General features: G+C 64.0%; 24 protein-coding genes. 8 read left to right on the forward strand and 16 right to left on the reverse strand.

From position 1 onward, the window contains the following. Positions 1-220 precede the first annotated feature (220 nt). The gene (locus tag LRS53_RS13165) at positions 221-1,099 is read right to left on the reverse strand and encodes a GntR family transcriptional regulator (protein WP_231356196.1); all 879 of its coding nucleotides are present in this window, start codon (positions 1,097-1,099) and stop codon (positions 221-223) included. A gap of 301 nt (positions 1,100-1,400) precedes the next feature. On the opposite strand from LRS53_RS13165, the gene LRS53_RS13170 reads away from it, so the two are divergent. The 6 genes from LRS53_RS13170 (at position 1,401) to LRS53_RS13195 (ending at position 6,146) form a co-directional block, all read left to right on the forward strand. Further along, complete coding sequence (locus tag LRS53_RS13170) at positions 1,401-2,774, forward strand: NAD-dependent succinate-semialdehyde dehydrogenase (RefSeq protein ID WP_231356197.1); 1,374 nt, start codon at positions 1,401-1,403, stop codon at positions 2,772-2,774. 22 nt (positions 2,775-2,796) lie between these two features. After that, positions 2,797-3,210, forward strand: a complete 414-nt coding sequence (locus LRS53_RS13175) for a cupin domain-containing protein (RefSeq protein ID WP_231356198.1) — start codon at positions 2,797-2,799, stop codon at positions 3,208-3,210. Between the two features lie 67 nt (positions 3,211-3,277). Continuing rightward, positions 3,278-3,463 (forward strand): tautomerase family protein, encoded by a 186-nt coding sequence (locus tag LRS53_RS13180; protein WP_231356199.1) that lies wholly within the window; start codon positions 3,278-3,280, stop codon positions 3,461-3,463. A gap of 23 nt (positions 3,464-3,486) precedes the next feature. Next, on the forward strand, positions 3,487-3,780 hold the full coding sequence (locus LRS53_RS13185) for an antibiotic biosynthesis monooxygenase family protein (RefSeq protein WP_231356200.1): 294 nt from the start codon (positions 3,487-3,489) through the stop codon (positions 3,778-3,780). A gap of 59 nt (positions 3,781-3,839) precedes the next feature. Further along, positions 3,840-4,607, forward strand: coding sequence for an SDR family oxidoreductase (locus tag LRS53_RS13190; RefSeq protein WP_231356201.1), 768 nt, complete (start codon positions 3,840-3,842; stop codon positions 4,605-4,607). Positions 4,608-4,805: 198 nt separating this feature from the next. Then, positions 4,806-6,146, forward strand: a complete 1,341-nt coding sequence (locus LRS53_RS13195; RefSeq protein WP_231356202.1) for a 2-hydroxycarboxylate transporter family protein — start codon at positions 4,806-4,808, stop codon at positions 6,144-6,146. 128 nt (positions 6,147-6,274) lie between these two features. Here the strand turns inward: LRS53_RS13195 and LRS53_RS13200 are convergent, their stop codons facing one another. Next, a complete protein-coding gene (locus LRS53_RS13200) occupies positions 6,275-7,237 on the reverse strand; it encodes an aliphatic sulfonate ABC transporter substrate-binding protein (RefSeq protein ID WP_442968522.1) in 963 nt (320 codons plus the stop codon). A 269-nt stretch (positions 7,238-7,506) separates the two neighbouring features. On the opposite strand from LRS53_RS13200, the gene LRS53_RS13205 reads away from it, so the two are divergent. Together LRS53_RS13205 and LRS53_RS13210 are read left to right on the forward strand one after the other, a co-directional pair. Continuing rightward, positions 7,507-8,874 carry an LLM class flavin-dependent oxidoreductase gene (locus tag LRS53_RS13205; protein WP_231356205.1) on the forward strand — a complete coding sequence of 456 codons (1,368 nt, stop codon included), beginning with the start codon at positions 7,507-7,509 and terminating at the stop codon, positions 8,872-8,874. A gap of 17 nt (positions 8,875-8,891) precedes the next feature. After that, positions 8,892-9,677 (forward strand): MetQ/NlpA family ABC transporter substrate-binding protein, encoded by a 786-nt coding sequence (locus LRS53_RS13210; protein ID WP_231356206.1) that lies wholly within the window; start codon positions 8,892-8,894, stop codon positions 9,675-9,677. Positions 9,678-9,701: 24 nt separating this feature from the next. On the opposite strand, the gene LRS53_RS13215 is transcribed toward LRS53_RS13210, so the two are convergent. From LRS53_RS13215 to LRS53_RS13280, 14 genes are all read right to left on the reverse strand, one after another. Next, entirely contained in the window at positions 9,702-10,304 is a 603-nt protein-coding gene (locus LRS53_RS13215; protein ID WP_231356207.1) for a class I SAM-dependent methyltransferase, read from the reverse strand. A 29-nt stretch (positions 10,305-10,333) separates the two neighbouring features. Beyond that, positions 10,334-11,080, reverse strand: a complete 747-nt coding sequence (locus tag LRS53_RS13220) for an ABC transporter ATP-binding protein (protein ID WP_231356209.1) — start codon at positions 11,078-11,080, stop codon at positions 10,334-10,336. Positions 11,081-11,083: 3 nt separating this feature from the next. After that, on the reverse strand, positions 11,084-12,406 hold the full coding sequence (locus LRS53_RS13225; protein ID WP_017639645.1) for an ABC transporter substrate-binding protein: 1,323 nt from the start codon (positions 12,404-12,406) through the stop codon (positions 11,084-11,086). Positions 12,407-12,482: 76 nt separating this feature from the next. Next, positions 12,483-13,529 carry a branched-chain amino acid ABC transporter permease gene (locus tag LRS53_RS13230; protein ID WP_231356210.1) on the reverse strand — a complete coding sequence of 349 codons (1,047 nt, stop codon included), beginning with the start codon at positions 13,527-13,529 and terminating at the stop codon, positions 12,483-12,485. A 10-nt stretch (positions 13,530-13,539) separates the two neighbouring features. Continuing rightward, positions 13,540-14,421 carry a branched-chain amino acid ABC transporter permease gene (locus tag LRS53_RS13235; RefSeq protein WP_017639643.1) on the reverse strand — a complete coding sequence of 294 codons (882 nt, stop codon included), beginning with the start codon at positions 14,419-14,421 and terminating at the stop codon, positions 13,540-13,542. Between the two features lie 28 nt (positions 14,422-14,449). After that, positions 14,450-15,238: an ABC transporter ATP-binding protein gene (locus LRS53_RS13240; protein ID WP_231356212.1), complete on the reverse strand. Its 789-nt coding sequence runs from the start codon at positions 15,236-15,238 to the stop codon at positions 14,450-14,452. A 3-nt stretch (positions 15,239-15,241) separates the two neighbouring features. Next, positions 15,242-16,333, reverse strand: a complete 1,092-nt coding sequence (gene sfnG / locus LRS53_RS13245; RefSeq protein WP_231356213.1) for a dimethylsulfone monooxygenase SfnG — start codon at positions 16,331-16,333, stop codon at positions 15,242-15,244. Between the two features lie 291 nt (positions 16,334-16,624). Beyond that, positions 16,625-17,278 carry a methionine ABC transporter permease gene (locus tag LRS53_RS13250; protein WP_017639640.1) on the reverse strand — a complete coding sequence of 218 codons (654 nt, stop codon included), beginning with the start codon at positions 17,276-17,278 and terminating at the stop codon, positions 16,625-16,627. Then, positions 17,271-18,368: a methionine ABC transporter ATP-binding protein gene (locus LRS53_RS13255; RefSeq protein ID WP_231356214.1), complete on the reverse strand. Its 1,098-nt coding sequence runs from the start codon at positions 18,366-18,368 to the stop codon at positions 17,271-17,273. The genes LRS53_RS13250 and LRS53_RS13255 overlap by 8 nt, the downstream gene beginning before the upstream one ends. After that, positions 18,365-19,207, reverse strand: a complete 843-nt coding sequence (locus tag LRS53_RS13260; RefSeq protein ID WP_231356215.1) for a MetQ/NlpA family ABC transporter substrate-binding protein — start codon at positions 19,205-19,207, stop codon at positions 18,365-18,367. The genes LRS53_RS13255 and LRS53_RS13260 overlap by 4 nt, the downstream gene beginning before the upstream one ends. Positions 19,208-19,270: 63 nt before the next feature. Then, the gene (locus LRS53_RS13265; protein ID WP_231356216.1) at positions 19,271-20,299 is read right to left on the reverse strand and encodes an ABC transporter substrate-binding protein; all 1,029 of its coding nucleotides are present in this window, start codon (positions 20,297-20,299) and stop codon (positions 19,271-19,273) included. A 264-nt stretch (positions 20,300-20,563) separates the two neighbouring features. Continuing rightward, positions 20,564-21,529, reverse strand: coding sequence for an ABC transporter substrate-binding protein (locus LRS53_RS13270; protein WP_231356792.1), 966 nt, complete (start codon positions 21,527-21,529; stop codon positions 20,564-20,566). A 5-nt stretch (positions 21,530-21,534) separates the two neighbouring features. Next, on the reverse strand, positions 21,535-22,488 hold the full coding sequence (locus tag LRS53_RS13275) for an ABC transporter substrate-binding protein (RefSeq protein ID WP_231356217.1): 954 nt from the start codon (positions 22,486-22,488) through the stop codon (positions 21,535-21,537). Then, positions 22,485-23,264, reverse strand: a complete 780-nt coding sequence (locus LRS53_RS13280) for a class II aldolase/adducin family protein (RefSeq protein ID WP_231356219.1) — start codon at positions 23,262-23,264, stop codon at positions 22,485-22,487. Before LRS53_RS13280 ends, LRS53_RS13275 begins: the two co-directional genes overlap by 4 nt. Positions 23,265-23,438 lie beyond the last annotated feature (174 nt).

Below are 23,438 nucleotides of genomic sequence, written 5' to 3' on the forward strand. Positions count from 1 at the left end.
AGATCTGGCAACAGCGTGTGGTGGTATTTTATTCCATCAAAAAACATCAAATGCAAGCGTTATCGAAATACACACGCACGCTGAGGCGTCGCTCCGGTAAGGGAACGGGCTTGAAAGGCAGACAGGCTGGGTGCTGGAAGGCAGAAATGCCTACCCAAAAAATAGCTAATGGTCGAGCAATCGCGGGGAGGTACTGCTCGCCGAGCGCGAGCAGGAGGGATCAGGCCTGCAGGAAACTTTGCTTTTCCCTGGCAGCGGTAGTCAGGTGAGTCGTCATGAAGGCTGCGGCCTTCTGAATCTCTCCGGCGAGCAGGAGATCGATGAGTAGCAGATGCTCTTTGCACCGCCTAAGCGTTTGCTCGCGATCTACCGCCTTCTGATACTCCATCAGCCTCCGAATACGATTCAACCGACGTAGGGAATCGAAGATGAAGGCATTCCCCGAGCAGCTGGCGATCGTTTCATGAAGGCGCGTATTCGCATCGAAAATCTCGGCTGGTGACGCCTCGAAAACCCGACCGTTCGCCAGAAGCTCCTGCTCCTCTCGGCAGATCGACAGCCTGAACTCATCGACCTTGAACGTTGGCTCCAGGATGCCCGCCGGTTCGATCAACAGCCGGAAACGATAGCTCTGAGCGTAGGCGGCAGGCGAGGTCATGCCCTCGACGAACTCCCAACCATACCCAGGTAACCGTTCCGCCCATCCCTCTTGGACACACCTGCGCAAGATGTCCGCCAGCTGCGACCTCGTGACCTGATAACGCCGCATGAGCTCGTTCTCGGTCACTTTGAGTGGCAGCTGATCCTCCAACCGATCCTTGGCGATTTGGAGATAGATACGCTCCGTATTCGAGACCTCCTCTTGGGCTTGAGGAGTGGCGTCCAAGGCTGCAGATGCAACGACGTACCCGCCTTCCGGGTGCGCGGCAAGCAGGTTCTGAGTGGCCATTGCCTTGAGTGCGCTGCGCACAGGAGACCTAGAAACGCGAAGCCGCTCCGCAAGCGCGCGCTCGGGTAATCGAGTGCCTACCTCGAGGTTATGGGAACTGATGTACGTCAGGATGTTAGGGATGAGCTGAGAGACCAGCGACGTGCTCATGGCGCAGAAAATTTCGCAGTGAAAGTGCGGATGCTACCACGCAGCTACCGAACTGACGGCGCGTCTCAGTCCGACGATCCGCCGACATCGCACCTTGCACTCACTAAAATCACCGTGGTATATCATTTACACGAAATACCCATAGCGATAATCTGCTGGGGTGAAGGCTCTCAAGCGCCGGTGTTGAAACCGGACCCATACCCTTCCCCTCTAGGGTTCGTGCGACGAAACGACGTTGAGCGTCCCTTCCCGCGCCATTCCGATCTGTTCAAAGACCGCCCTTAGCGAGCTGGAGCTCCAAATGACAATAACCTCGATCAATCCCGCCACTAACCAGGCGTTGGCCACCTACGAGCTGCACACAGCTGAGCAAGTCGAACAAGCGCTGGCAGGCGCGGCTGAAGCGCAAAAATCGTGGGCCACACGTCCCATCGAAGAGCGGTGTTCCCTACTGATCAAGCTTGCCGCTGTGTTGCGTGCGAATCGTGACGAATACGCGCTGCTGATCACCCGGGAAATGGGTAAGCCGATCGTTGAAGCCGAGGGGGAGATCGAGAAGTCCGCGGTGACCTGCGAATTCTACGCACGCCAGGCTCCGGTCTATTTGGCGGACAGCACGGTCGAAACCAACGCTGCAGATAGCCGAGTGGTTTTTGATCCGCTGGGCGTCGTCTTGGCTGTCATGCCCTGGAACTATCCGTTCTGGCAGTTCATCCGTTTCGCTGCGCCCGCGCTGGCTGCGGGCAACGGGGCGATCCTGAAGCACGCGAACAACGTACCTGGTTGCGCACTCGCACTGGAAAAGGCATTTGCCGAGGCCGGCCTGCCGGACGGTCTGGTGGCTACGCTGCTGATCGATGCATCCAAGGTGGCCGGCGTTCTGGCGGATGACCGGATCGCGGCAGTTACTCTCACCGGCTCCACCGCCGTAGGTAAGCTCGTCGCTGCCCAAGCTGGCAGCGTGATGAAGAAGCAGGTACTTGAACTCGGTGGCTCGGATCCCTTCATCGTTCTGAAAGACGCCGATATCGGGCTGGCTGCGAAAAACGCGGTGAAGGCGCGCTTCTCCAACACCGGACAGAGCTGCATTTCAGCTAAGCGCTTCATCGTCGAGGATGCTATCGCAGACGAGTTTGTCGATGCCTTCGTAGCTGGGGTAAAGGCTTTGAAAGTGGGCGACCCGGAGGCTCGCGATACGCAAATTGGTCCTCTGGCACGAGCCAACCTACGAGACGATATCCACTCTCAGGTACAGCGCTCCCTGGAACAGGGCGCTACGCTGCTGACCGGCGGCAACGCGGTCCAAGGCGCCGGCTTCTATTACCAGCCCACCGTATTGGATTTCGTCTCTCCCTCTATGGTCGCGGCTTGCGAAGAGACCTTTGGCCCTGCTGCGGCCGTGATTCGCGTCAAAGACGAGGACGAAGCCATTCAGGTCGCCAACGCCACCGAATTCGGCCTCGGCGCTGCCCTGTGGACCGGCGACGTGAACAAGGGCCAACGCTTGGCACGTCGCATCGAAGCGGGCGCCGTATTCATCAACGCCTTGGTGGCTTCCGATGCCCGCGTACCTTTCGGCGGCATCAAGCAGTCCGGCTATGGCCGCGAACTGGGTGATTTCGGTATCCGCGAATTCACCAACATCAAAACGGTTTGGCAAGGCCCTAACCAATAAACCAGAACAAGAGACTGCCCCAATGATCAAGACTGAATCGGATGCATGGCTGCTCAAGCCTGAAGTTATCCAAAAGCATGACAGAGGCGGTGGCGCCTCGACCACTCCCCTCGTAACGAAGGGGCTCGGTGCCAGCAACTTTATCAACGGCTTTACCGAGTTTGCCGGGGGCGCCAAGATTCCCTTCCATTTCCATAATTGCGAAGAGAGCGTGATGCTCATCGAAGGTCATGCGATTTTTGATATCGATGGCCAGGAGTTCGATATCAAACCGCAGGACGTGACTTTCATCCCTGCCGGTGTGCCTCATCGCTTTCGCAATGCCTCGGAAACTGAACCCATGAAGATCCTCTGGATTTATGGATCTGCCGACGCCACGCGCACGCTCGTCGAAACAGGCGAAACCCGTTCCATTGCCGCGGAACACAAGACCTGAACCCTAAATAGAAACGTTCTCCACGACGGTGGAGAACGTCAACAACTTATATCAGCGGATAAAGATCATGCCCGAGATCGTTGTTTATGCCGTTCAAGGCCGCACCCATGAGCAAAAGAAAATGCTGATGCAGAAAATCACCGAAGCCGTCGTGGAAAGTTTTAATGTACCCACTGACAAGGTGGTGGTCCAAATCGTCGAATCAGACCCGAATAACAAGTCGCGCGGTGGCGTGCTGTATAGCGAACGTTAAATTTATTTCGCTGGAGTCGACAAATGATTATTGAAGTGGCGGACATCGAGGTTTCCCCCGAGCGGCAAGATGAGTTCGCGAAAGCCATCGTTCGGGGTGTTGAAACGGTGATTTCTAAAGCGGACGGTTACCAAGCCTATCAGGTCTTGCATGGTATCGAGTCGCCTGGCCGTTTCTTGCTACAGATCAAATGGAAAACGCTGGAAAACCATACCGTGGATTTCCGTCAGTCCGAAGCCTTTTCAGAATGGCGAAGCATCGTGGGCCCGTTCTTCCTGCGCCCACCGATTGTCGAACACTTTTCAGTTATTTCATAAAAAGATCAAGCGCCGGTATCGGCGCTTGACACCAGCGTCTATCAGAAGGGATCCCCTCGATGAGCGCGTTAAAGAAAATAGCCTTGGTTACCGGCGCCGGCAGCGGTATCGGTAAGGCAGCAGCCTTGGCCCTGGCCAAGGACGGCTATACCGTTATTTTGGCGGGCCGACGTGAAGAACGACTAATAGCAGTGGCTGAAGAGATTAGGTCGAAGGACGGCAATTATCCTTCGGCGGTGACCGCAGTCGTGGATGTTGGTGATTCGGAAGCCGTAAAGGGCCTGTTCGCAGATATCCAAGAGCGCTTCGGCAGGCTGGATCTCCTCTTCAACAATGCCGGTCGCGGCAACCCTCCCGGCGCATTCACCGACTGGGACGCCGGCCAATGGCGCGAGGTCGTCGATACCAACCTCAATGGCATGTTCTTCTGCCTGCAACAAGCCTTTCGAATGATGCGGGACCAGCATCCTCAGGGCGGCCGGATCATCAATAATGGTTCTCTAGCTGCGTATTCTCCAAGACCCAATTCGATCGCCTACACCGCGACCAAGCATGCTGTCACCGGCCTCACCAAGGCCGCGTCCCTTGACGGCAGGGCTTTCAGCATTGCAGTCGGTCAGATTGATGTTGGCAATGCCATGAGCGAGCTCGCATCGAGAATGGCTGCAGGCGTGCCTCAAGCAAACGGTGAGCTCAAAGCCGAACCGCTCATTGATGCGAGCCTCGTTGGTCAAGCCGTTGTATACATGGCTAGCTTGCCATTGGAAGCCAATATCCTCTTTCACACCATCATGGCTACCAATATGCCATTTGTAGGTCGAGGCTAAACTAGGGCTTCACTCGTCCAGCGCCCTAGCTAACTACGTGACCATAGTGAAGCCTTCGCACGCACTTTCCGGATAGCTACATCATCCGTTTTAAATGTTTAAAAGCTAAACACGCTCAGCAGCCCAGCGGCAGCAGGAAGCCTGCTCGCGCACACTCGCGTGCAGGCAATTTTCAATAAAAACAAGCGAGTTTCCGTCATGAGTGAACAACAATTATCGACCCGCAGTGCTTCACCCGACCCCATATCGTTCAAAAAGGGCCTCTGGCAACGCTGGATGGACACCGATGTGGGCATAATTCCACTGCCCATCTACGTCCTACTCGTTGCGGTATTGATCGTCTTTAGCGTGCTGGGAAAATTCAAAAGCGACATTGCTACCGTGATAGGCATCATGACCGCATTCGCCTTTGCACTGGGCGAAATCGGCAAGCGCATGCCTATTGTTAAGAATATCGGCGGCGCCGCAGTGATCGTGACCTTCGTACCCTCTTATCTTGCCTATAAGGGCCTGATACCTGCCCCGATGACAGCTGCTGTCGAAAGCTTTTTCAAATCATCCGGCATTCTGTATGTGTTCATTGCCGCCGTAATTGTCGGCTCCATCTTGAGTATGGAAAGAGAAACCTTGATCAAAGGTTTTCTCAAAATATTCGTTCCACTATTTGTCGGATCCATAGTTGCAGCAGGTGTTGGAACGCTGACCGGCACCCTGCTCGGACTGGGGTCCTGGCATACGTTTTTCTATATCGTGGTGCCCATAATGGCCGGCGGCGTAGGTGAGGGTGCAATTCCTCTTTCCATTGGATACCACGGAATCACCGGAATCGACCAAGGTGAGATTCTCGCACGAGTGATGCCCGCGATCTTGGTAGGCAACCTGACGGCGATTATCTGCGCAGGAAGTCTGGCGTGGCTTGGAAAGCGTAGGCCGCAACTCACTGGGAATGGTCAGCTTCAGCCGGGTGGAGACGAAGAATTTCGTAGCGGTCATCAGGGGCCAATGGACGGCAACGTGCAGAACATAGCCGCTGCGGGAATGATCGCGGTGACGCTGTACCTGGCAGGCACCCTTTCCCAGCAGCTTCTGTCCTGGCCCGCTCCGGTGGTGATGCTAGCGTTGGCAGTGGCACTGAAGCTGTGCCATGGCGTAACCCCTCGCCTGCAGTCGGGCTCCTACACCGTCTACAAATTTTGCCTGACTGCAATCGCCTATCCGATGCTGTTCGCCTTCGGCATCGTGCTGACTCCGTGGCAGACGCTCATTCAGGGTTTTGCTCCGGCAAACCTCATCACCATCGTAGTCACAGTGGTGGCGATGACAGCATCGGGCTATGTGATAGGACGCTGCGTCAAACTCTATCCGATAGAGTCAGCCATAGTGGCCAGCACTCACAGTGGCATGGGCGGCGCGGGTGACATTGCCATCCTCTCCGCCTCCAATCGCATGATGCTGATGCCCTTTGCCCAGATTGCAACGCGTATCGGCGGTGGCATTACCGTTGCCTTGGCACTAATTGCGATGGCGGCGCTTTGGTAGGTTTGTGCCGCAAAGAAGCCGAGTCAGCTTCGTGGGTGCGCCGGAGGTTGCGAGACCGCGGCCTCCTTAGCGCCAAGGATGTTCAAGCCTTCTAGAAGGATTATAGAAAGCCTAGTTGGCTCGCGGGTTCACGGTAACCTCGGGGTCCAGAGGTCTACCGCACTGGCATCCACCGCGGTGGGCAGCAACCTGGCGGCGTGGAAGGCATCGGCGATGCGCTGCTGCTCGCCGAGGGCGGCGTGACTGACCGGCTGGACGTCATAGGTGCGGCGGCTGTTGGCCAGCTGCACGGTGGCCTCGTCCAGGCGGCCCCACTGCGGACCGAGGAGGCGTGCCGCCTCGGCGGGGTGTTGCTTCACCCACTGGCCGGTGCGCTGCAATTGGCCGAACACCAGGGCCAGCACCTCGGGATGGGCCTGGGCATAGGGGCTGGCGGCCAGGTAGTAGCGCTGGTAGCTGGCCAGGCCCTCGCCCGAGGCGAGGATGCGTACCTGCTGCTGACGCTGGGCGCTGGCGACGAAGGGCTCCCAGGTCACCCAGGCATCCACCTTGCCGTTCTCCAGGGCGGCGCGACCGTCGGCGGGGGTGAGATAGGCGGGCTGGATGTCGGCAAAGGTCAGACCGGCCTTCTGCAAGGCGGCGATCAGCAGATAGTGGCTACCGGCGGCCTTGGTCACGGCGACGCGCCTGCCCTTGAGATCGGCCAGCGTCTCCAGCGGCGAATCCTGCGGAACCGCGATGGCCTGGGCCTGGGGCGAGGGCATCTCCCGAGCGAAATAGGTGAGCTTGGCACCCGCCGCCTGGGCGAACACCGGCACGGTGTCGGCGACGTCGGCGGAGAGATCCACATTGCCGACGTTGAGGGCCTCCAGCAGCGGCAGACCGCTGGAGAACTCATGCCAGCTGACGGTGATGCCCCTGGCCGCCAGATCCCGTTCCAGGGTGCCCTGCTCCTTGAGCAGTACCAGCAAGGTGGAGGATTTCTGGTAGCCGATGCGCAGACTGGTATCGGCCTGGGCGGCGTAGGCGAGGCTTAGCAGACCCAGGGCGAGCAGCCCCCGGCGGAAGCCTGAGCGGAACGAACAGCGGATAGCGGCCATGAATTCCTCAGTAGACGGCGAATGGATGCCGGCCACGATAAGGAATAGGCAAAGGTCGGATTGATACCGATTTGGAATTTGGTTAGAGGGGAGCGACATACCCATGAACGCCTTAACTATATTCCAAAAGGCTATTTAAAGCGTCGGATAGCTAGCGGCTAACGTATAACCACCGGACCACCGGATCTCTCCTTCCGCCTTCACCCCGAGGATCCCATGGCTGTGCTCCGGACCTTTCTCCCCGCAGGGGCACCCGCCCCATGACCGCCCCCGCCAAGCAGGTGCTGCTCAACGCCTTCAACATGAACACCGTGGGCCACATCAATCATGGCCTCTGGACCCATCCACGGGACAGCTCCAGTCGCTACCACACCCTGGGCTACTGGACCGAGTTGGCCCAGCTGCTGGAGCGCGGGTTGTTCGACGGCCTGTTCATCGCCGACATCCTCGGTGTCTACGACGTCTATGGCGGCAACGTCGACCTGACCCTGCGCGAGTCCATCCAGTTGCCGGTCAATGACCCCTTCCTGCTGGTCTCGGCCATGGCCGCCAGCACCCGGCACCTGGGCTTTGGCCTGACCGCCAACCTCACCTATGAGCCGCCCTACCCCTTCGCCCGCCGTCTTTCGACCCTGGATCACCTGAGCGAAGGCCGCGTCGGCTGGAACATCGTCACCGGCTACCTGGACAGCGCCGCCCGCGCCATGGGCCTGGACCGGCAGATCGCCCACGACCGCCGCTACGACCAGGCCGATGAATACCTGGAAGTGCTCTACAAGTTGCTCGAAGGCAGCTGGGCCGACGATGCGGTGGTCCGTGACCGTGCCCAGCGGATCTATGCGCGCCCAGAGCGGGTGCGCAAGGTCGAACACCATGGCGAATTCTTCGACGTCGAGGGCTATCACCTCTGCGAGCCCTCGCGGCAGCGCACCCCGGTGCTGTTCCAGGCCGGCTCCTCGGATCGCGGCCTGGCCTTTGCCGGGCGCCACGCCGAGTGCGTGTTCATCTCCGGGCAGGACCAGGCCGCCACCCGCGCCCAGGTCGAGCGCGTCCGTGGCGCGGCAGTGGCCGCCGGCCGGCGCGCGGATGACGTCAAGCTGTTCATGGGCCTCACGGTGATCGTCGCCCCCACCGCCGCCGAGGCCCGCGACAAGCACGCCGAATACCTGAGCTATGCCAGCGCCGAGGCCGGCGTGGCCCACCACTCAGCCTCGGTGGGCATCGACCTGGCCACCTATGGCCTCGACGAACCCATCCGCCCGCAACGGACCGAGGCCATCGAATCGGCGCTCAAGCGCCTGGTGGCCAAGGACGCCGGCTGGACCCGCCGCAAGCTCCTGGAGCAGCACGCCCTGGGTGGCCGCTACACCACCCTGGTCGGCGATCCCGGGCAGGTGGCCGATGCCCTGCTCGGCTGGATCGACGAAACCGGGCTGGACGGCTTCAACCTCGCCCGCACCGTCACCCCGGAGTGCTACGGCGACTTCATCGATCTGGTGATCCCGGAGTTGCAGAGCCGGGGACGCTACAAGACCGCCTACGCCGAGGGCAGCTTCAGACACAAGCTGTTCGGCCGCGGTGACCACCTCGACAGCCGCCACTTCGGCAGTCGTTTCCGCCAGGACTGACCCTTCAAGGACGCCCCATGACCCGCCTCAAACCCCTGCTGTTCGCCCTCGGCCTCTTCAGCACCGCAGCCCTGGCTGCCCCCCTCAAGATCGGTACCACCGCCGCCTTCGCCCCGCCCCTGGAGGTGGCGGTGCAGGAGGCCAAGGCTGCCGGCGTGGACGTGGAGATCGTCGAATTCAGCGACTGGATCGCCCCCAACACCAGTCTCGCCAACCACGACATCGACGCCAACTACTACCAGCACATCCCCTTTCTGGAGAACGCCAAGCGCACCGCCGGCTATGACCTGGTGGCGGTGGCGCCGGGGATCATCAACAACGTCGGGCTCTATTCGAAGAAGTACCGCACCCTGGCCGAGGTGCCCAAGGGGGCGCGGGTGGCTATCGCCAACGATGCCATCAATGGCGGCCGTGGCCTGTTGCTGCTGGAGAAGGCCGGCTTCATCACCTTGAAGCCCGGCGTCGGCTACCACGCCACCCTGGCGGACATCACCGGCAATCCCCGCGATATCCAGATCGTCGAGCTGGAAGCCGTGCAGCTGGCCCGCTCCCTGGACGACGTCGACGTGGCCCAGGGCTATCCCCACTATCTGCGCCTGGCCAAGACCATCGATCCCAACCAGGCCCTGCTGTTCGATGGCCTCGACCACCCCGAGTACGTCATCCAGTTCGTCGCTCGCCCGGACAACAAGGACAATCCACGCCTGGCCAAGCTGATCGATGTCTACCAGCACTCGCCCAAGGTCCGCGCTGCCCTGGACCAGGCCCATGGCACCCTCTACCAGCCGGGCTGGAAGGACTGATCGACGCCTCGTTCTCTTGGAGCGTCAGAGCTTTTCCACGACGAAGGCGCAGCGCCCCCGGTTCCGCCCCCCGTCGGGCAGGTCCATGAGTTCGTCGATGAGTATGCGCACGCCCTGCGCCACGAGCAGGGCACGCAGCTCCTCCGGCGGGTGGGAGTCATAGAAGAATGGCTGGTTGAACATGGTATCGACGAAGGCCTCGTTCGCCGAGCCGCCGGCCGTCAGCATCAGGCGGCCACCCCGTGGCAACCCGGCGATCACCCGCGCCAGGAGCGTCGCGTGCCAGCGGCGCTCCAGATGAAACAGCGAATCCCACAGCAGTGCGCCCTGGTAGGATTCGGCGCAGGCGTAGGTTTCCAACCACGCCTCGATCCAGCGCTGCTTGGGAAATTCCCGCCGCGCATGGGCCAGCATGGCGGCCGCCTGGTCGACACCCAGCACGCGGTGCCCCCGGGCGAGGATGGCGGCAGCCACCGGCGTGCCGGTGCCGCAGCCCAAATCGAGCAGGGTGGCGCCGGGTTCGAGCTTCTCCATGAGCACCTCCAGGTAGCGACGCTCGTCGTCCCTGAGGCTGACGCGGGCCTGGCGAAAGGTATCGGCGATGGCGTTGTAGGAGGTCTTGTTCATGGCGTGGGCTCCCTGGTCGTCACGGGAGCTTAGCCCACCCCCAGGTAGGCCGCCTGCACCGCCTCGCGCGTCAGGCCCGTACCGGGCACGCCGGACTGCACCACCCGCCCGCTTTCCAGCACGAAGGCCTGATGGGCGTAGTCCAAGGCGATGGCGCTGTTCTGCTCGGCCATCAGCACACTCAGGCCCTCCTCCTGATTGAGCCGGGCGACGCTGGCGAAGATCTCCTCCACCAGCAGCGGCGCCAGGCCCATGGAGGGTTCGTCCAGTAGCAGCAGGCGAGGCCGCGCCATGAGGGCGCGACCCAGGGCGATCATCTGCTGCTCGCCACCGGAGGTCAGGCCCGCCAGCTGTCGGCGCTTGCCAGCCAGGCGCGGAAACCAGGCATAGATACGCTCCAGCTCCTCCCGCTGCGCGGCGCGCCCAAGGCGGCGAACGAAGCCACCGCTGAGCAGATTCTCTTCCACGCTGAGCCGCCCGAAGCAGTGGCGGCCCTCCAGCACCTGGACCAGGCCGGCGCGGACCCGGGCATCGGCCGACTGGCCCGCGAGGTCCTGCCCCGCATAGCGGATGGCACCGCGGACCAGGCTACCGCGGGCGGCGCCGAGCAGCCCCGAGATGGCCTTGAGCGTGGTGCTCTTGCCGGCGCCATTGGCGCCCAGCAAGGCCACGACCTGCCCCTGGCCGACCTGCAGACTGGCGCCATCGACGGCCAGGATGGCGCCGTCGTAACGGACTTCGATGGCCTCGACCGCCAGCAAGGGGGTGGTCGTCATGTCTCAGCCCTCCTTGCTGCAGTCACGCGGCGTGATGCCCTTTTCCTTGGCGTACTGCCTGGCCGAGGCCTCGATGATCGGTCGCAGGAAGGCGCGATCGGCCTGCACCCAGTCGCTCACCAGCTGCCATTTCTCGCCATCCCACTGTTGGATGCGGATGGCGCCGCCGCCTTCGTGGTCGGCGCAGGAGAGCTTGAGCGGCTGCACCAAGCCCTTGGCGCCCAGGGCCTGCAGGCGGGCATCGTCCAGGTTCAGGTGCTCGAAACCCCAGCGCACCTGCTCGCCGCTGAGGGGTTTGTCACCGTACTTGGCCTGGGCCAGGCGCAGCGCCTCGACGTTGAGGATGCCGTTGACCACGCCGAGGTTGTAGTAGACGGTGCCGAAGCGCTTGGGATCGGCGAGGTCACTCTGCCCTTTGGCCACCACGTCGCGCGCGATGCCCTGCAGCACCGGGAAGTCGGTGCCCGAGGGGTGGGTGGTGATGGCCAGGAAGCCCTTGGCCGCCGCCCCGGCCGGCCGCACGTCTTCCTCGGAGTTGCTCCAGATGTTGCCGATGATGTGGTCGACCGGATAGCCGACCTTCTGCGCGGTCTTGATCGCCACCGGATTCATCACCCCCCAGCCGCGCAGGATCACCCAGTCCGGCTTGATCCGGCGGATGTTGAGCCACTGGGATTGCTGCTCGTTGCCGGGGTGCGGCACTTCCAGCAGGGTCAGCGCGAAGCCGTAGCGATCCGCCAGCTGCTGCAGCACCTCGTTGGTCTCCTTGCCGTAGGGCGAGCCGTGGTAGAGGGTGACGATCTTCTTGCCCTTGAGGCTATCGACCCCGCCACCCTGCAGGGCGATCCAGTTGAGGATGGCCGAGACCTCCGAATAGGGATTGAGCTGCAGCGGGAAGACATAGGGAAAGACGCTGCCGTCCGTGGAATCGGTACGGCCATGGTTGATGGTGATCAGCGGCAGCCGGTCGGCGGTGGACCTTTCCAGGGTGGCGTAGGCGATGCCCACCGACAGCGGATTGGTGGCGGCCGCGGGCGCGCCGTTCCGCCCATTCTTCAGGCGCTCATAGCACTCCACGCCCTTCTCGACGATGTATTCGGTCTCGCATTCGCTCCACACCAGCTTGACGCCATTCACCCCGCCGTTGGCGTTGACGTATTTCATATAGTCGATGAAGCCACCGAAGAAGCCGGTGCCGCCGGCGGCATAGGGGCCGACGCGATAGCTCTGCAGCGGGAAGTATTGCTCGCCGGCGGCCTGGACCGGACCGAGGGTGGTGAGGCCCAGGGCCAGGACGAGGCTGCCGAGCAGATGACGTTTGCACATGGGGACTTTCCTTGTTGGGGGTGTGGGCCTTGTGAAGGTGTGAGACCGGCGAGCCTTCTCGCCGGCAAACGGGATGTCAGCGGCGGCACAGGCGTTGCCAGCCGCGGGTGGCCAGGCGGGTCAGGCCCTCGGGTTCCTTGATCAGCACCAGGATGATCAGGGCGCCAAAGGCCATCTTCTGCAGGTTCTCCAGCTGGCCGGCGGCAATGAGGTCAGCGGGTAGCCAGCCGGCCAGGTTGGAGAGCAGCAGCGGAAACAGCACCATGAAGGCGGCCCCATAGAGGCTGCCGGCCAGGCTGCCGAGTCCACCGAGGATGACGATGAAGAGGATCTGGAAAGAGCGACTCAGGTCGAAGCCGTGGGGCTCGACGGTGCCCAGGTAGGTGAAGGCCCAGAGCGCACCGGCGATGCCCAGGTAGAAGCCACTCAGGGCGAAGGCCAGCAGCTTGGCCCGGACCACCGACAGGCCCATCACCGCGGCGGCCGTCTCGCGGTCACGGACCGCCATCCAGCTCCGGCCGAGTTCGCCGTGCACCAGTCGCGCCGCGAAGGCGAACAGCGCCAGCACCACCACCAGGGTGGCCAGATAGCGCCCCAGCGGCCCGCTGAAGTCCTGGCCCAGCAACACCAGCGGCGGCGCGCTGATCACCCCCGAGGCACTGCCATGGGAAAACCAGTCGAAGCGGGTCAGGGCCCAGAGGAAAGAAAACTGCGCGGCCAGGCTGGAGACGATCAGGTAGAAGCCGCGAATCCTCAGGCTGGGCAGGCCGAACAGCAGCGACACCAGGGCTGCCAGCAAGCCACCGGCGAACAGGCACAGCGGCAGGGGCCAGCCCAGGCGCACCTGCAGGTTGTAGGTGGCGAAGGCGCCCACCGCCATGAAGGCGGCCGAGCCCAGCGACAGCTGGCCGGCATAGCCGGTGAGCAGATTGAGCCCCAGCCCGGCCAGGGCCAGCACGAGAAAGGGAATCAGCAGGGCATTGAACAGGTAGTCGGTGCCGACCCAGGGCACCACACCGCAGGCCAAGGCCAGGAGCGCGACCAGCGCCAGGCGGACGGGTCGCAGCGCAGGGGCACGGGGGGACAGCGGACGCGCCGTCAGGGCATCGAGGGAGGTGGTCATGGGAAATCCTCTAGACGCGCTCGACCGTGGGTTCGCCGAACAGGCCGACCGGTCGAATCAGCAGGAATACCAGGGCGAAGGCATAGGGAAACCAGTTCTCCAGGCCGCCGCCGATGAGGGGGCCGAGATAAACCTCGGCGAGTTTTTCGCTGGCCCCGATCAGCAGGCCACCGACGATGGCCCCGGTGACCGAGGAGAAGCCGCCGATGATCAGCACCGGCAGCGCCTTGAGCACGATCAGCGACAGCGAGAACTGCACTCCCAGCCGCGCGCCCCAGAGCAGCCCCGCCACCAGGCCGACGCAACCGGCCACCGCCCACACCAGCACCCAGATGCGCGGCAGACGAATGCCCACCGCCTGGGCCGCCAAGGGATCGTCGGCCACGGCGCGCAGGGAGATGCCCAAGCGGGTGCGCTCGAACAGCAGCGACAGTCCGATCACCAGCACCGCCGCCACCGCCGCGGCGAAGAGGTCGAAGGTCGACAGCAAGAGATCGCCCACCTCCAGCGGGGTATCCTCGATACCCAGGTCCAGACCATGCACCTGGGCGCCCCACAACGCCTGGGCGGCGCCCTCGAGGAAATAGGCCAGGCCCAGGGTGGCCATGAACAGCACCAGCGGCGAGCGATTCACCAGCGGCCGCAGCACCGTGCGCTCCACCGCCACCGCCAGCAGCACCATGACGCCCAGGGTGCTGAGCAGCGCCAGCCAGCCGGGCAGCCCGCGCTCCACCAGGCTGACGTAGGTCAGGGCGGCGAACAGCAGCATGGCGCCCTGGGCGAAGTTGAACACGCCCGAGGCCCGGTAGATGAGCACGAAGCCCAGGGCCACCAGGGCATACATCACCCCGGCGAGCAGGCCGCCGAGCAAGACTTCCAAGAAAAACGCCATGGTTTTCTCCCTGAGGCGCAGGTATTCCCTAGTGTCGGGTACCGAGGTAGGCGGCGATCACCGCCGGGTCCTGGCGCACCGCGGCGGGTGCGCCGTCGGCGATGAGCCGACCGTAGTCCAGCACCACCACGTGATCCGCCAGTTGCATCACCACCTGGATGTCGTGCTCGATCAGCACCACGGTGACCCCGCGCTCGCGGTTGATGGCCCGGATGTAGCCGCTCAGCTCGCGCTTCTCCGCGACGTTCATCCCAGCCATGGGTTCGTCCAGCAGCAACAGCCGCGGCTCGGCCGCCAGTGCCCGGGCCAGCTCCACGCGCTTCTGCAGCCCATAGGGCAGGCTGCCCACGGCAGCGTCGCGCCAGGCCCCCAGTTGCAGGAAATCCAGTGCCCGCTCGGCCACTGCCCGTTGCGCCCGCTCTTCGGCCGGGGCGCGGCCCAGGCTTAGGGCCTGCTCCAGCCAGGAGGCCCGCCGATGGCGGCCGCGCCCGGTGAGCACGTTGTCGAGCACGCTCATGCCCTTGAACAGCGCCAGATTCTGGAAGGTGCGCGCCACTCCGGCGTGGGCCGCGGCCTGCGGGCGGCGCAGCGCCGCACTGCTACCGGCCAGCCGTACCCTGCCCCGCTGCGGTCGGTAGAGGCCGTTGATCACGTTGAGCAACGAACTCTTGCCGGCGCCATTGGGCCCGATGAGGGCGCAGATCTCGCCTTCGCGAACCTGGAAGCCGACCTCGGCGAAGGCCGTGACCCCGCCGAAGGCCAGCGCCAGGTCGCTGACCTCCAGAAGGACCGGACGCGTGGCCAGGCTCGCGCCCATGGTCTAGGCCGCCGCCTGGGCCGCGGCCTGGGCTTCGAGTTCGCGCACCAGCGGCAGCACCCGCCGGCCGAAGTACTCCACCTCTTCCTGGAAGTGCAGGAAGCCCGCCAGCACCAGGTCCACACCCACCGCCTTGAGGGCGACGATGCGCTCGGCGATCTGCTCGGGGGTACCGATCAGGTTGGTCTTGAAGCCGTCGTTGTACTGCACCAGGTCTTCGAAGCTGGACCTGGCCCAGTTGCCCTCGCCTTCCGGACTGGCCGCGCCGGCATTGCGCGCCTCGTGACCGAAGGCCTGGACCGCCTCCGGGTTGGCCTTGGCGATGATCTCGTCGAGCACCGCGCGGGCCTCGGCCTCGGTGTCCCGGGCGATGACGAAGGCATTGACGCCGACCTTGATCGAATGACCGTTCGCCGCGGCCTTGGCGCGCAGGTCCTCGACCTGGGCGCGGATACCCTCGGAGGTGTTGCCGTTAGTGAAGTACCAGTCGGAGACCCGCGCCGCCATGTCCCGTGCGGCCCGCGAGCTGCCACCCTGGAAGATCTCCGGGTGCGGCTGCTGCAGCGGCTTGGGTTTGAGGGTGTAGTTGCGGAAGCGATAGAAGTCGCCGGCGAAGCTGAAGCTGTCTTGGGTCCAGATGCCCTTGAGGGCGCGGATGAATTCCTCGGAGCGCCGGTAGCGCTCGTCGTGGTCGAGCCAGGGCTCGCCGATGCCGTGGAATTCGCCTTTGAACCAGCCGGACACCAGGTTGATGGCGACCCGGCCATTGGTGAGCTGGTCGATGGTCGCCAGCTGCTTGGCCGCCAGCGCCGGATTCCAGGGGCCGGGCAGGATGGCGGCGATCACCTTGAGCCGCTCGGTGGCGGCCAGCAACGCATGGCTGAAGGCCACCGATTCATGCTGGTACTCGGCGCCATAACCGGCGGTGAAACGGATCTGCGTCAGGGCATAGTCGAAACCGGCCTGCTCGGCGAGCTGGGCCAGCTTGCGGTTGTAGTCGATGCCCCAGTGGGTGCGCTGCTCGATGGTGCTGACCACCAGGCCGCCGCTGACGTTGGGGACCCAATAGGCGAATTTGACGGGGACGTGGGACACGGTTGTTTCCTCCAGGTGACGCCGCCGTCGAGGGCGGTCGAGATGATGGCTACCCTGGACTAATCAAGAACCGGACCAACAGAGATAATCCTTACAAATCAATCATTTAAAAGAAAATCTTGGCATCGATAGGCTGTTTCGACCCAGGCAGCTGTTGGTTCCCTGTCTCCTCCGCAACAGCAGGCAGAGGCTCTGGCCTGGGCTTTTGCCCGATGACTGTCCAATATCGAAAACGACGACGCCCGGAGGACCAAGGGCCGCTCCGGGCGTCGCAGGGGAAAGAACGAGGAGTTAACGCGCCCGCAGGTGCCGCACGTAGCGATCGCCGATGAACTGGATGCCGCACACCAGCACCACCAGGATGGCGATCACCACGGCCATCACCTGGGTGTCGTAGCGCTGGTAACCGTAGCGGATCGCCAGGTCGCCGAGACCGCCCGCGCCTATGGCGCCGGCCATGGCCGAGGCGCCGATCATGGCCACCAGGGTCACGGTGAAGCCGCCGATGATGCCGGGCAGTGCCTCCGGCAGCAGCACGTTGAAGACGATGTGGCGTCGCTCGCAACCCAGCGCCTGGGCCGCTTCGATCACCCCGCCGCCGACCTCGCGCAGGCTGACCTCGGCGATGCGGGCGAAGAACGGCGTGGCGCTGAGGGTGATGGGCACCACCGCCGCCCAGACGCCGATGGTGGTACCGGTGATCAGCCGCGTCAGCGGGATCAGGGCCACCAGCAGGATGATGAAGGGCGTGGCGCGAAAGGCGTTGATCACCGTGCCCAGTACCCGGTTGAGGGTCGGCGCGGCGAAGATGGCGCCACGTCCGGTGGTGACCAGCACCACCGCCAGGGCGATGCCGGCGAACCAGACGATGGCCGCGGACACGCTGACCATGGTCAGGGTATCGAGAAAGGCCTTCCACAGCGCCTTGAGCATGAAGTCAGACATAGCCCAGCACCTCCGCCCGGGCAAACAACCCGGTCTGGGTCAGGAAGCTGGCCAGCCGTCGCTCCGGTGCTGCGGTCGCCACCAGCAGGCGGCCCAGGGCATGCCCCTGGATGCGGTCGATACCGCCATGCAGCAGTTCGACCGGTGCGCCGAGGGCCTGGCCCAGCGCCTGGAAGTCAGGCTCCGCGCCCTGGCCGTCGTAGTGGAGCTCCAACACGGCCCGGGCACCAGACTGCCGGGTGGTACTGAGCTGCCTGGCCAGATCCGCTGGCAGCTGAGCCGCCAACGGTGCCAGCAGCGCCCGGGTGGCCTCCGCCTGGGGTGCGCCGAACAGCTGCCACACCGGTCCCTGTTCGACGATGCGCCCGTGTTCCAGCACCACCACCCGGTCGCAGATCTGGCGAATCACCGCCATCTCGTGGGTGATGAGCACGATGGTCAACCCCAGGCGGCGATTGATGTCCTGCAACAGCGCCAGGATCGACTGGGTAGTCTCCGGGTCCAGCGCCGAGGTAGCCTCGTCGCAGAGCAGCAGCTCGGGCTTGAGCATCAGGGCACGGGCGATGCCCACCCGCTGCTTCTGGCCGCCGGACAGACGGGATGGATAGACCTGCTCCTTGCCCTGCAGGCCCACCAGTTCCAGCAATTCCCGGGCCCGGACTTCGATCTCGTCGCGGCGAAAGCCAGCGGCCTTGAGCGGCAGCGCCAGGTTCTCCAGCACCGTCTGCGAGGCCAGCAGATTGAAGTGCTGGAAGATCATGCCGATGCGTCGCCGTAGCGCCACCAGCCGGTCGCCCTGCAGGGCGCCTATGTCGACGCCGTCGACCAGCACCTGGCCGGCGCTGACATCCTCCAAACGGTTGAGGGTGCGGATCAGGCTGGACTTGCCAGCGCCACTGCGGCCGATGATGCCGAAGATCTCGCCACGCGCGATGCTGAGGTCGATGTCCGCCAGGGCGGTCACCGGCAGCGCGCCGCCGGTATAGACCTTCTGCACCCCGCTTAGGCGCAGATGCTCGCGCGCGGAGGCGGCTTGGGGCTCGAGGGGCGGCTGCGCCGCCACGGCGGGTTTACGCAGGGCAGTGTTCATCGGGCGGCCTCCTGCCGATTCAGCCAGGCCAGGCTGTAGAGCTGCGGATTGCCATAGGCCTGGGCGATGGCCTCGCGCACCCGCGGATCGTTCTGGAACACCTGGATGAAGGTACGAATCGCCGGGTCATCCGCCTTTTCCGGCTTGGTCACGAATCTCAGGGCATGGAGGTGGCCGCTGGCCTCGTCATCGCTGAACAGCAGCGCGCTGTTGGGATCCGTCGTGCCGGCCGCGAGGATGTGCGAGGGATAGCTCTGCGCCAGGGTCACATCGTCCAGCACCCGCGCCAGTTGCGGCCCGGGCAGCTCGATGAACTTCAGTTGCTTGGGATTGGCGACGATGTCCTGCAGGCTGGCCTTGGGTCCGGCGTCGGGCCGGAGCTGGATCAGGCCGGCGCGGGCATAGAGGTGCAGCCCGCGCCCCTGGTTGACCGGATCGTCAGCCACCGCCACGGTGGCGCCGTCCGGCACCTCGACAAAGCTTTTCACGCGTATGGAATAGAGGCCGACCTTGTTTTCCACCCCGTAGGCGATGGGCACCAGGTCGTAGCCGTTCTGGGCATTGGCATTTTCCAGGAAGGGTTGATGCTGAAAGTAGTTGACGTCGATGTCGCCATGGGCGAGCGCCAGATTCGGCGTGTTCCAGTCGCTGAAGGCGACGATCTCCACCGCCACGCCCCTTTCCCGCGCCACCTCGGCGGCGCGCTCCAGGGCGGCGTTCTGCGGACTGTCGTTGATGCCGAGGCGAATCTTCTGCAGCTCAGCCGCCTGGGCGGACAGCGCCAGGGTCGTGCTCGCCAGGAGCAGCCCAAGGCGCTGGAAAATCGGGGGAATAGCCATGGGAGACCTCGAGATGTCGAGGGCTCGTCCGGTGGTCCGGTGGAACCCGTAAGGGAAAAGGGATCAGCTGCCCTTCTGGTCGGGCGCATCGACGAAGAAATAGTCCTGCCAGCTGCTGGGCTGGTTGCGGATGGCCCCGATGCGATACATGAACTCCGCCAGCTTCAGAGTGTTCTGCGGCGCCGTGTCGAAGTTGACCTCGGGGCTTTCGATGATCTGCTGGATCAGTGCTGGATCGAGACGTGAATTCTCGACCTTCACGTAGGTACGGGCGGCGGCGGCCTTGTCCTTCTCGATGATCTGCCCGGCCTCGATCAGCGCCTCGCGGAAGGCCTTGTAGGTCTTGGGATTGTCCCGGCGGAATTTCTCGGTGACGAACACCAGGTTGGGCGAGACGGCCCCGTCGAGGACGTCATAGGAACTGAGCACCTTGTGCACCTTGCCGCTGGCCAGTTCCTGCTCCTGGAACGGTGGATTGGCGAAATGGCTGTTGATCTCGGTACCGCCGGAGATCACCGCGGCGGTGGCATCCGGATGGGGCACCGCCACGGTCAGGGGATCCAGGCGATTCCAGTTCTTCTCGCCGAAGGCCTGGGCGGCGGCGTACTGCAGGAAGCGCGATTGCACCGAGACGTTGACCGCCGGCACGGCGATGCGGTCCTTGGCGGTGAAGTCGGCCAGGGTCTTCACCTGCGGGTTGTTGGTGACCAGGTAGTTGGGAAAGGCCCCCAGGCTGGCCACGGCCTTGACGTTCTGCCGACCATGGGTGCGGTCCCAGAGCGTGAACAGCGGTCCGAGCCCGGCGGAGCCTACGTCCACCGCCCCCGACAGCACCGCCTCGTTGACGGCCGCGCCACCGGACAGCTTTATCCAGTCGACCTTGATGTCGACGCCCTCCTGCTTGCCGTGCTTCTCGATCAGCTGCTGGTCACGCAGCACATGGAGGATCACATAGGACACGCCGAATTGTTCGGAGATGCGCAGGGTACCCTCGGCCTGGGCCGCCTGGGGTGCGGCGATCAGCCCGGTGAGCAGGCTGACGGCGAGTCCCAAAGTCAGGGGACGATGGGTGAAGGGGAAACGTAAGGACATCGTGGCACGCTCATCCATGGAATTGGCTTATAGCCTAATAAAGTTGTTCAGCGTTTTTGAAATAAGGATGGGTTATATGTATAGGCCGAGTGGCGGTGTGGCTTTTCCCTCACCCCAGCCCTCTCCCAAAGGGAGAGGGAGCGCTAGCGTAGGTAGGCTGGCGCTGAGCTCCGATGGAACCACTCCCACTACCTGGCGCCTGGTCCGTAGGTTGGCGCTGAGCAAAGCGAAGCCCAACGGGCCAGGGACACCTGAACCACTGCCCTACTCCCGCGCGGCCTGCTGCGGCTGGTCCGGCTTGGCTACCTGAAACCCTTCCGCGAAGGTCCTCTGCGCATCCAGCCGCTGCGGAATCAGGCCACTGCGATGGTAGAAATCCGCTGCCGCCTGCTGGTCGGCCACCACCTGGCGGTCGATGGGCTCCCAATGCAGCTGGCGTCTCTCGAATTGCAGACGGGCCACCGCCTCGGGAAAGCCGATGATCTGCGCCAGGGTCTTGGCATAGCTGTCGAGGTGGGCGTAGCCCCAGCGCTGGGCAGCGGCCAGACGATTGAGGTAGTCCTGCAATGCCGCGCGCCGAGCCGGATCGGCCAGAGCCGTGTCGGTGGCAGCCAGGAAGCTGTTGCCCGCCCAGAGCCCACGGCCGTTGACCAGCACCCGGGCGCCGTCGACCTGTTCGGCCTGGGCGGTATAGGGCTCCCAGGTCGCCCAGGCATCCACCGAGCTATTGGCCAGGGCCATCTTGGCGTCCACCGGGCCGAGGAAGCGAAAGCTCACGTCCTTGGCCGTCAGGCCCACCGAGTCCAGCGCCTTGAGGGCGATGTAGTGGCCGATGGAGCCACGCCCGGTGGCGATGCGCTTGCCCTTGAGATCAGCCGCGCTGCGCAGCGGCGAGTCGCGTGGCACGATCACCGCCGTGCCATAGGGATCGGACTTGTCCACGGCGATGGCCTTGACCGGGGCGCCGGCGGCCAGGGCGAACAGCAGCGGACCATCGCCGATGATGCCGGCATCCACCGCGCCGGCATTGAGCGCCTCGGCCAGGGGCGCGGCGGCGGGAAATTCCGCCCATTGGATGCGATACCCCGGCAGGTCGCGCAGGCCATCGGCGGCCTCCAGCTGGGCGCGCATATTGCCCTTCTGGTCGGCGATGCGCAGAGTGAGGGGCTCGGCGGCCAGGGCCGCGCTGGCGGCGAGTAGCAGCGGTAGCGCCAGCAGGGTACGGCGGATGAGGGTCATGGTTTGGCTTCCTGGGTAAAGACACTGGCATCGGCCAGGGCGGCGACGTCGACCGGCTTGGGCAGCACCTGGAGTTCGCTGAAGAGATCGGCCACCTGCTGCACCGCGACAAGGTCCGCCGGCTGCACCGGGCGCAAGCCGTGGGAGGTGCGGGTGGAGATGGCCACCGCGGCGCCTTCCGGCAGGCGCGTCAATTCGGCGTAGACCCGGGCATAGTCCTGCGGATGAGCGACTGCCCAGGCCCGTGCCTGGGCCAGGCGCCCGGCGAAATCGGCGATGGCGGCGCGCTTGGCTGGATCCTCCAGCGACGCTGGCGTGGCAGTGAGAAAGCCCAGGGCGGTGGTCAGCCCCTGGCCGTCGCGCAGCAGCCGGGCGTCGTGCTGCTCGGCGATGCCCAGATAGGGATCGAAGGTCGCCCAGGCCTCGATCTGCCCGGCGTTGAAGGCGGCACTGGCATCGGTGGGTAGCACGAACTTGACCGTCACGTCCTCACGCTTGAGTCCGGCCTCCTCCAGGGCGGCATAGAGCAGGTGCTGGGAGATGCTGCCCTTGGCCGAGGACACCACCACGGTGCGCCCCTTGAGGTCCCTGACCGAACGGATCGGTGAATCAGCCTGCACCAGCAACCCATTGGCCTGGGGATAGCCGACATTGGTGGCGATGAGCTTGAGCGGCACGCCGCCGGATGCGGCCATCAGCACCGGCAGGTCACCGGCGTAGGAGGTGTCCACCGCGCCAACGCGTTGGGCCTCGAACAGCGGCGCGGCGCCCTGGAAGTTGGCCCAGCGATAGCTATAGGGCGCGCCTTCGAGGGTCCCGGCGGCTTCCATCATGGCGCGCAGCCCCCGGGCCTGGTCGCCCAGTACCAGGGTCACCCCGGAAAGATCCGGAGCCGCCTGGGCCTGTCCCAGCAACAGCGCCAAGCCCAGCGTGGCGAGCAGTCGCTTCATTGCACGTACTCCCGGCCTTCGTGACGCTCCAGCTGACGCACCGCCGCGCCCCAGTGACGAGTATGGGCGCCGCGCGCCAGATTGCCGGGGATGAGCTCGCTGACCTTCTGGGCGACGGCGTCCGGAGCGATCACCAGTTCGGCACCGCCGCTCTGGGCCGCCAGTTGCGCCGCGCATGAACGCTCCAGGTAATAGAGGTGCCAGAAGGCCTCTTCCAGACTTGCGCCCACGGTCAGCAGCCCATGGTTGCAGAGGATCATCGCCGGGTGCGCTCCGAGATCGGCCACCAGTCGACTCTGCTCGTCCAGATCCAGGGCCACGCCCTCGTAGCCGTGATAGGCCAGGCGGCCAAAGAATCTCATGGCGTGCTGGGAAATCATCAACAATCCGCCGCGCTGGGCGGAGACGCCGATGCCCGCGGCAGTGTGGGTGTGCAGCACCGCATGGAGTTCCGGCTGGGCACGGTGGATGGCGCTGTGGATCACGTAGCCGGCCGGGTTGATGCCCAGTCCGGTGGGGTCGAGGACGATCTCGCCTTCGATGTCCACCTTCACCAGCGAGGAGGCGGTGATTTCGTCGAAGGTCTGGCCGAAGGGATTGATGAGGAAGTGCGCGTCCGGCCCCGGCACCCGTAGCGAGAAATGGGTGTAGATATGGTCGGTCCAGCGTTCGCAGGCGGCCAGGCGATAGGCGGCGGCGAGCTTGACCCGCGCCTCCCATTCGGCGGCGGACACCTGGGCGCGGACGCTGGCGAGGGCGTTGACGAAGGCGGTCATACAGAGGCTCCGAAAGCGAAAGGAGGTGCCAGGACGACGGGCGTTGTCCTGGGCTGTTTAGAACCTAACCTCACATCGCATCGGCATCTAAATATCGAATCTGCATAACCTAATATGCCCGTATCGGATAACAGATCGATAAAAACATGCGCCTAATTGTTTTCAGCACAGAAC

It is taken from the genome of Pseudomonas sp. PLB05 (assembly GCF_021106615.1).
In the GTDB taxonomy this organism is placed as follows: Bacteria; Pseudomonadota; Gammaproteobacteria; order Pseudomonadales; family Pseudomonadaceae; genus Chryseomonas; species Chryseomonas benzopyrenica.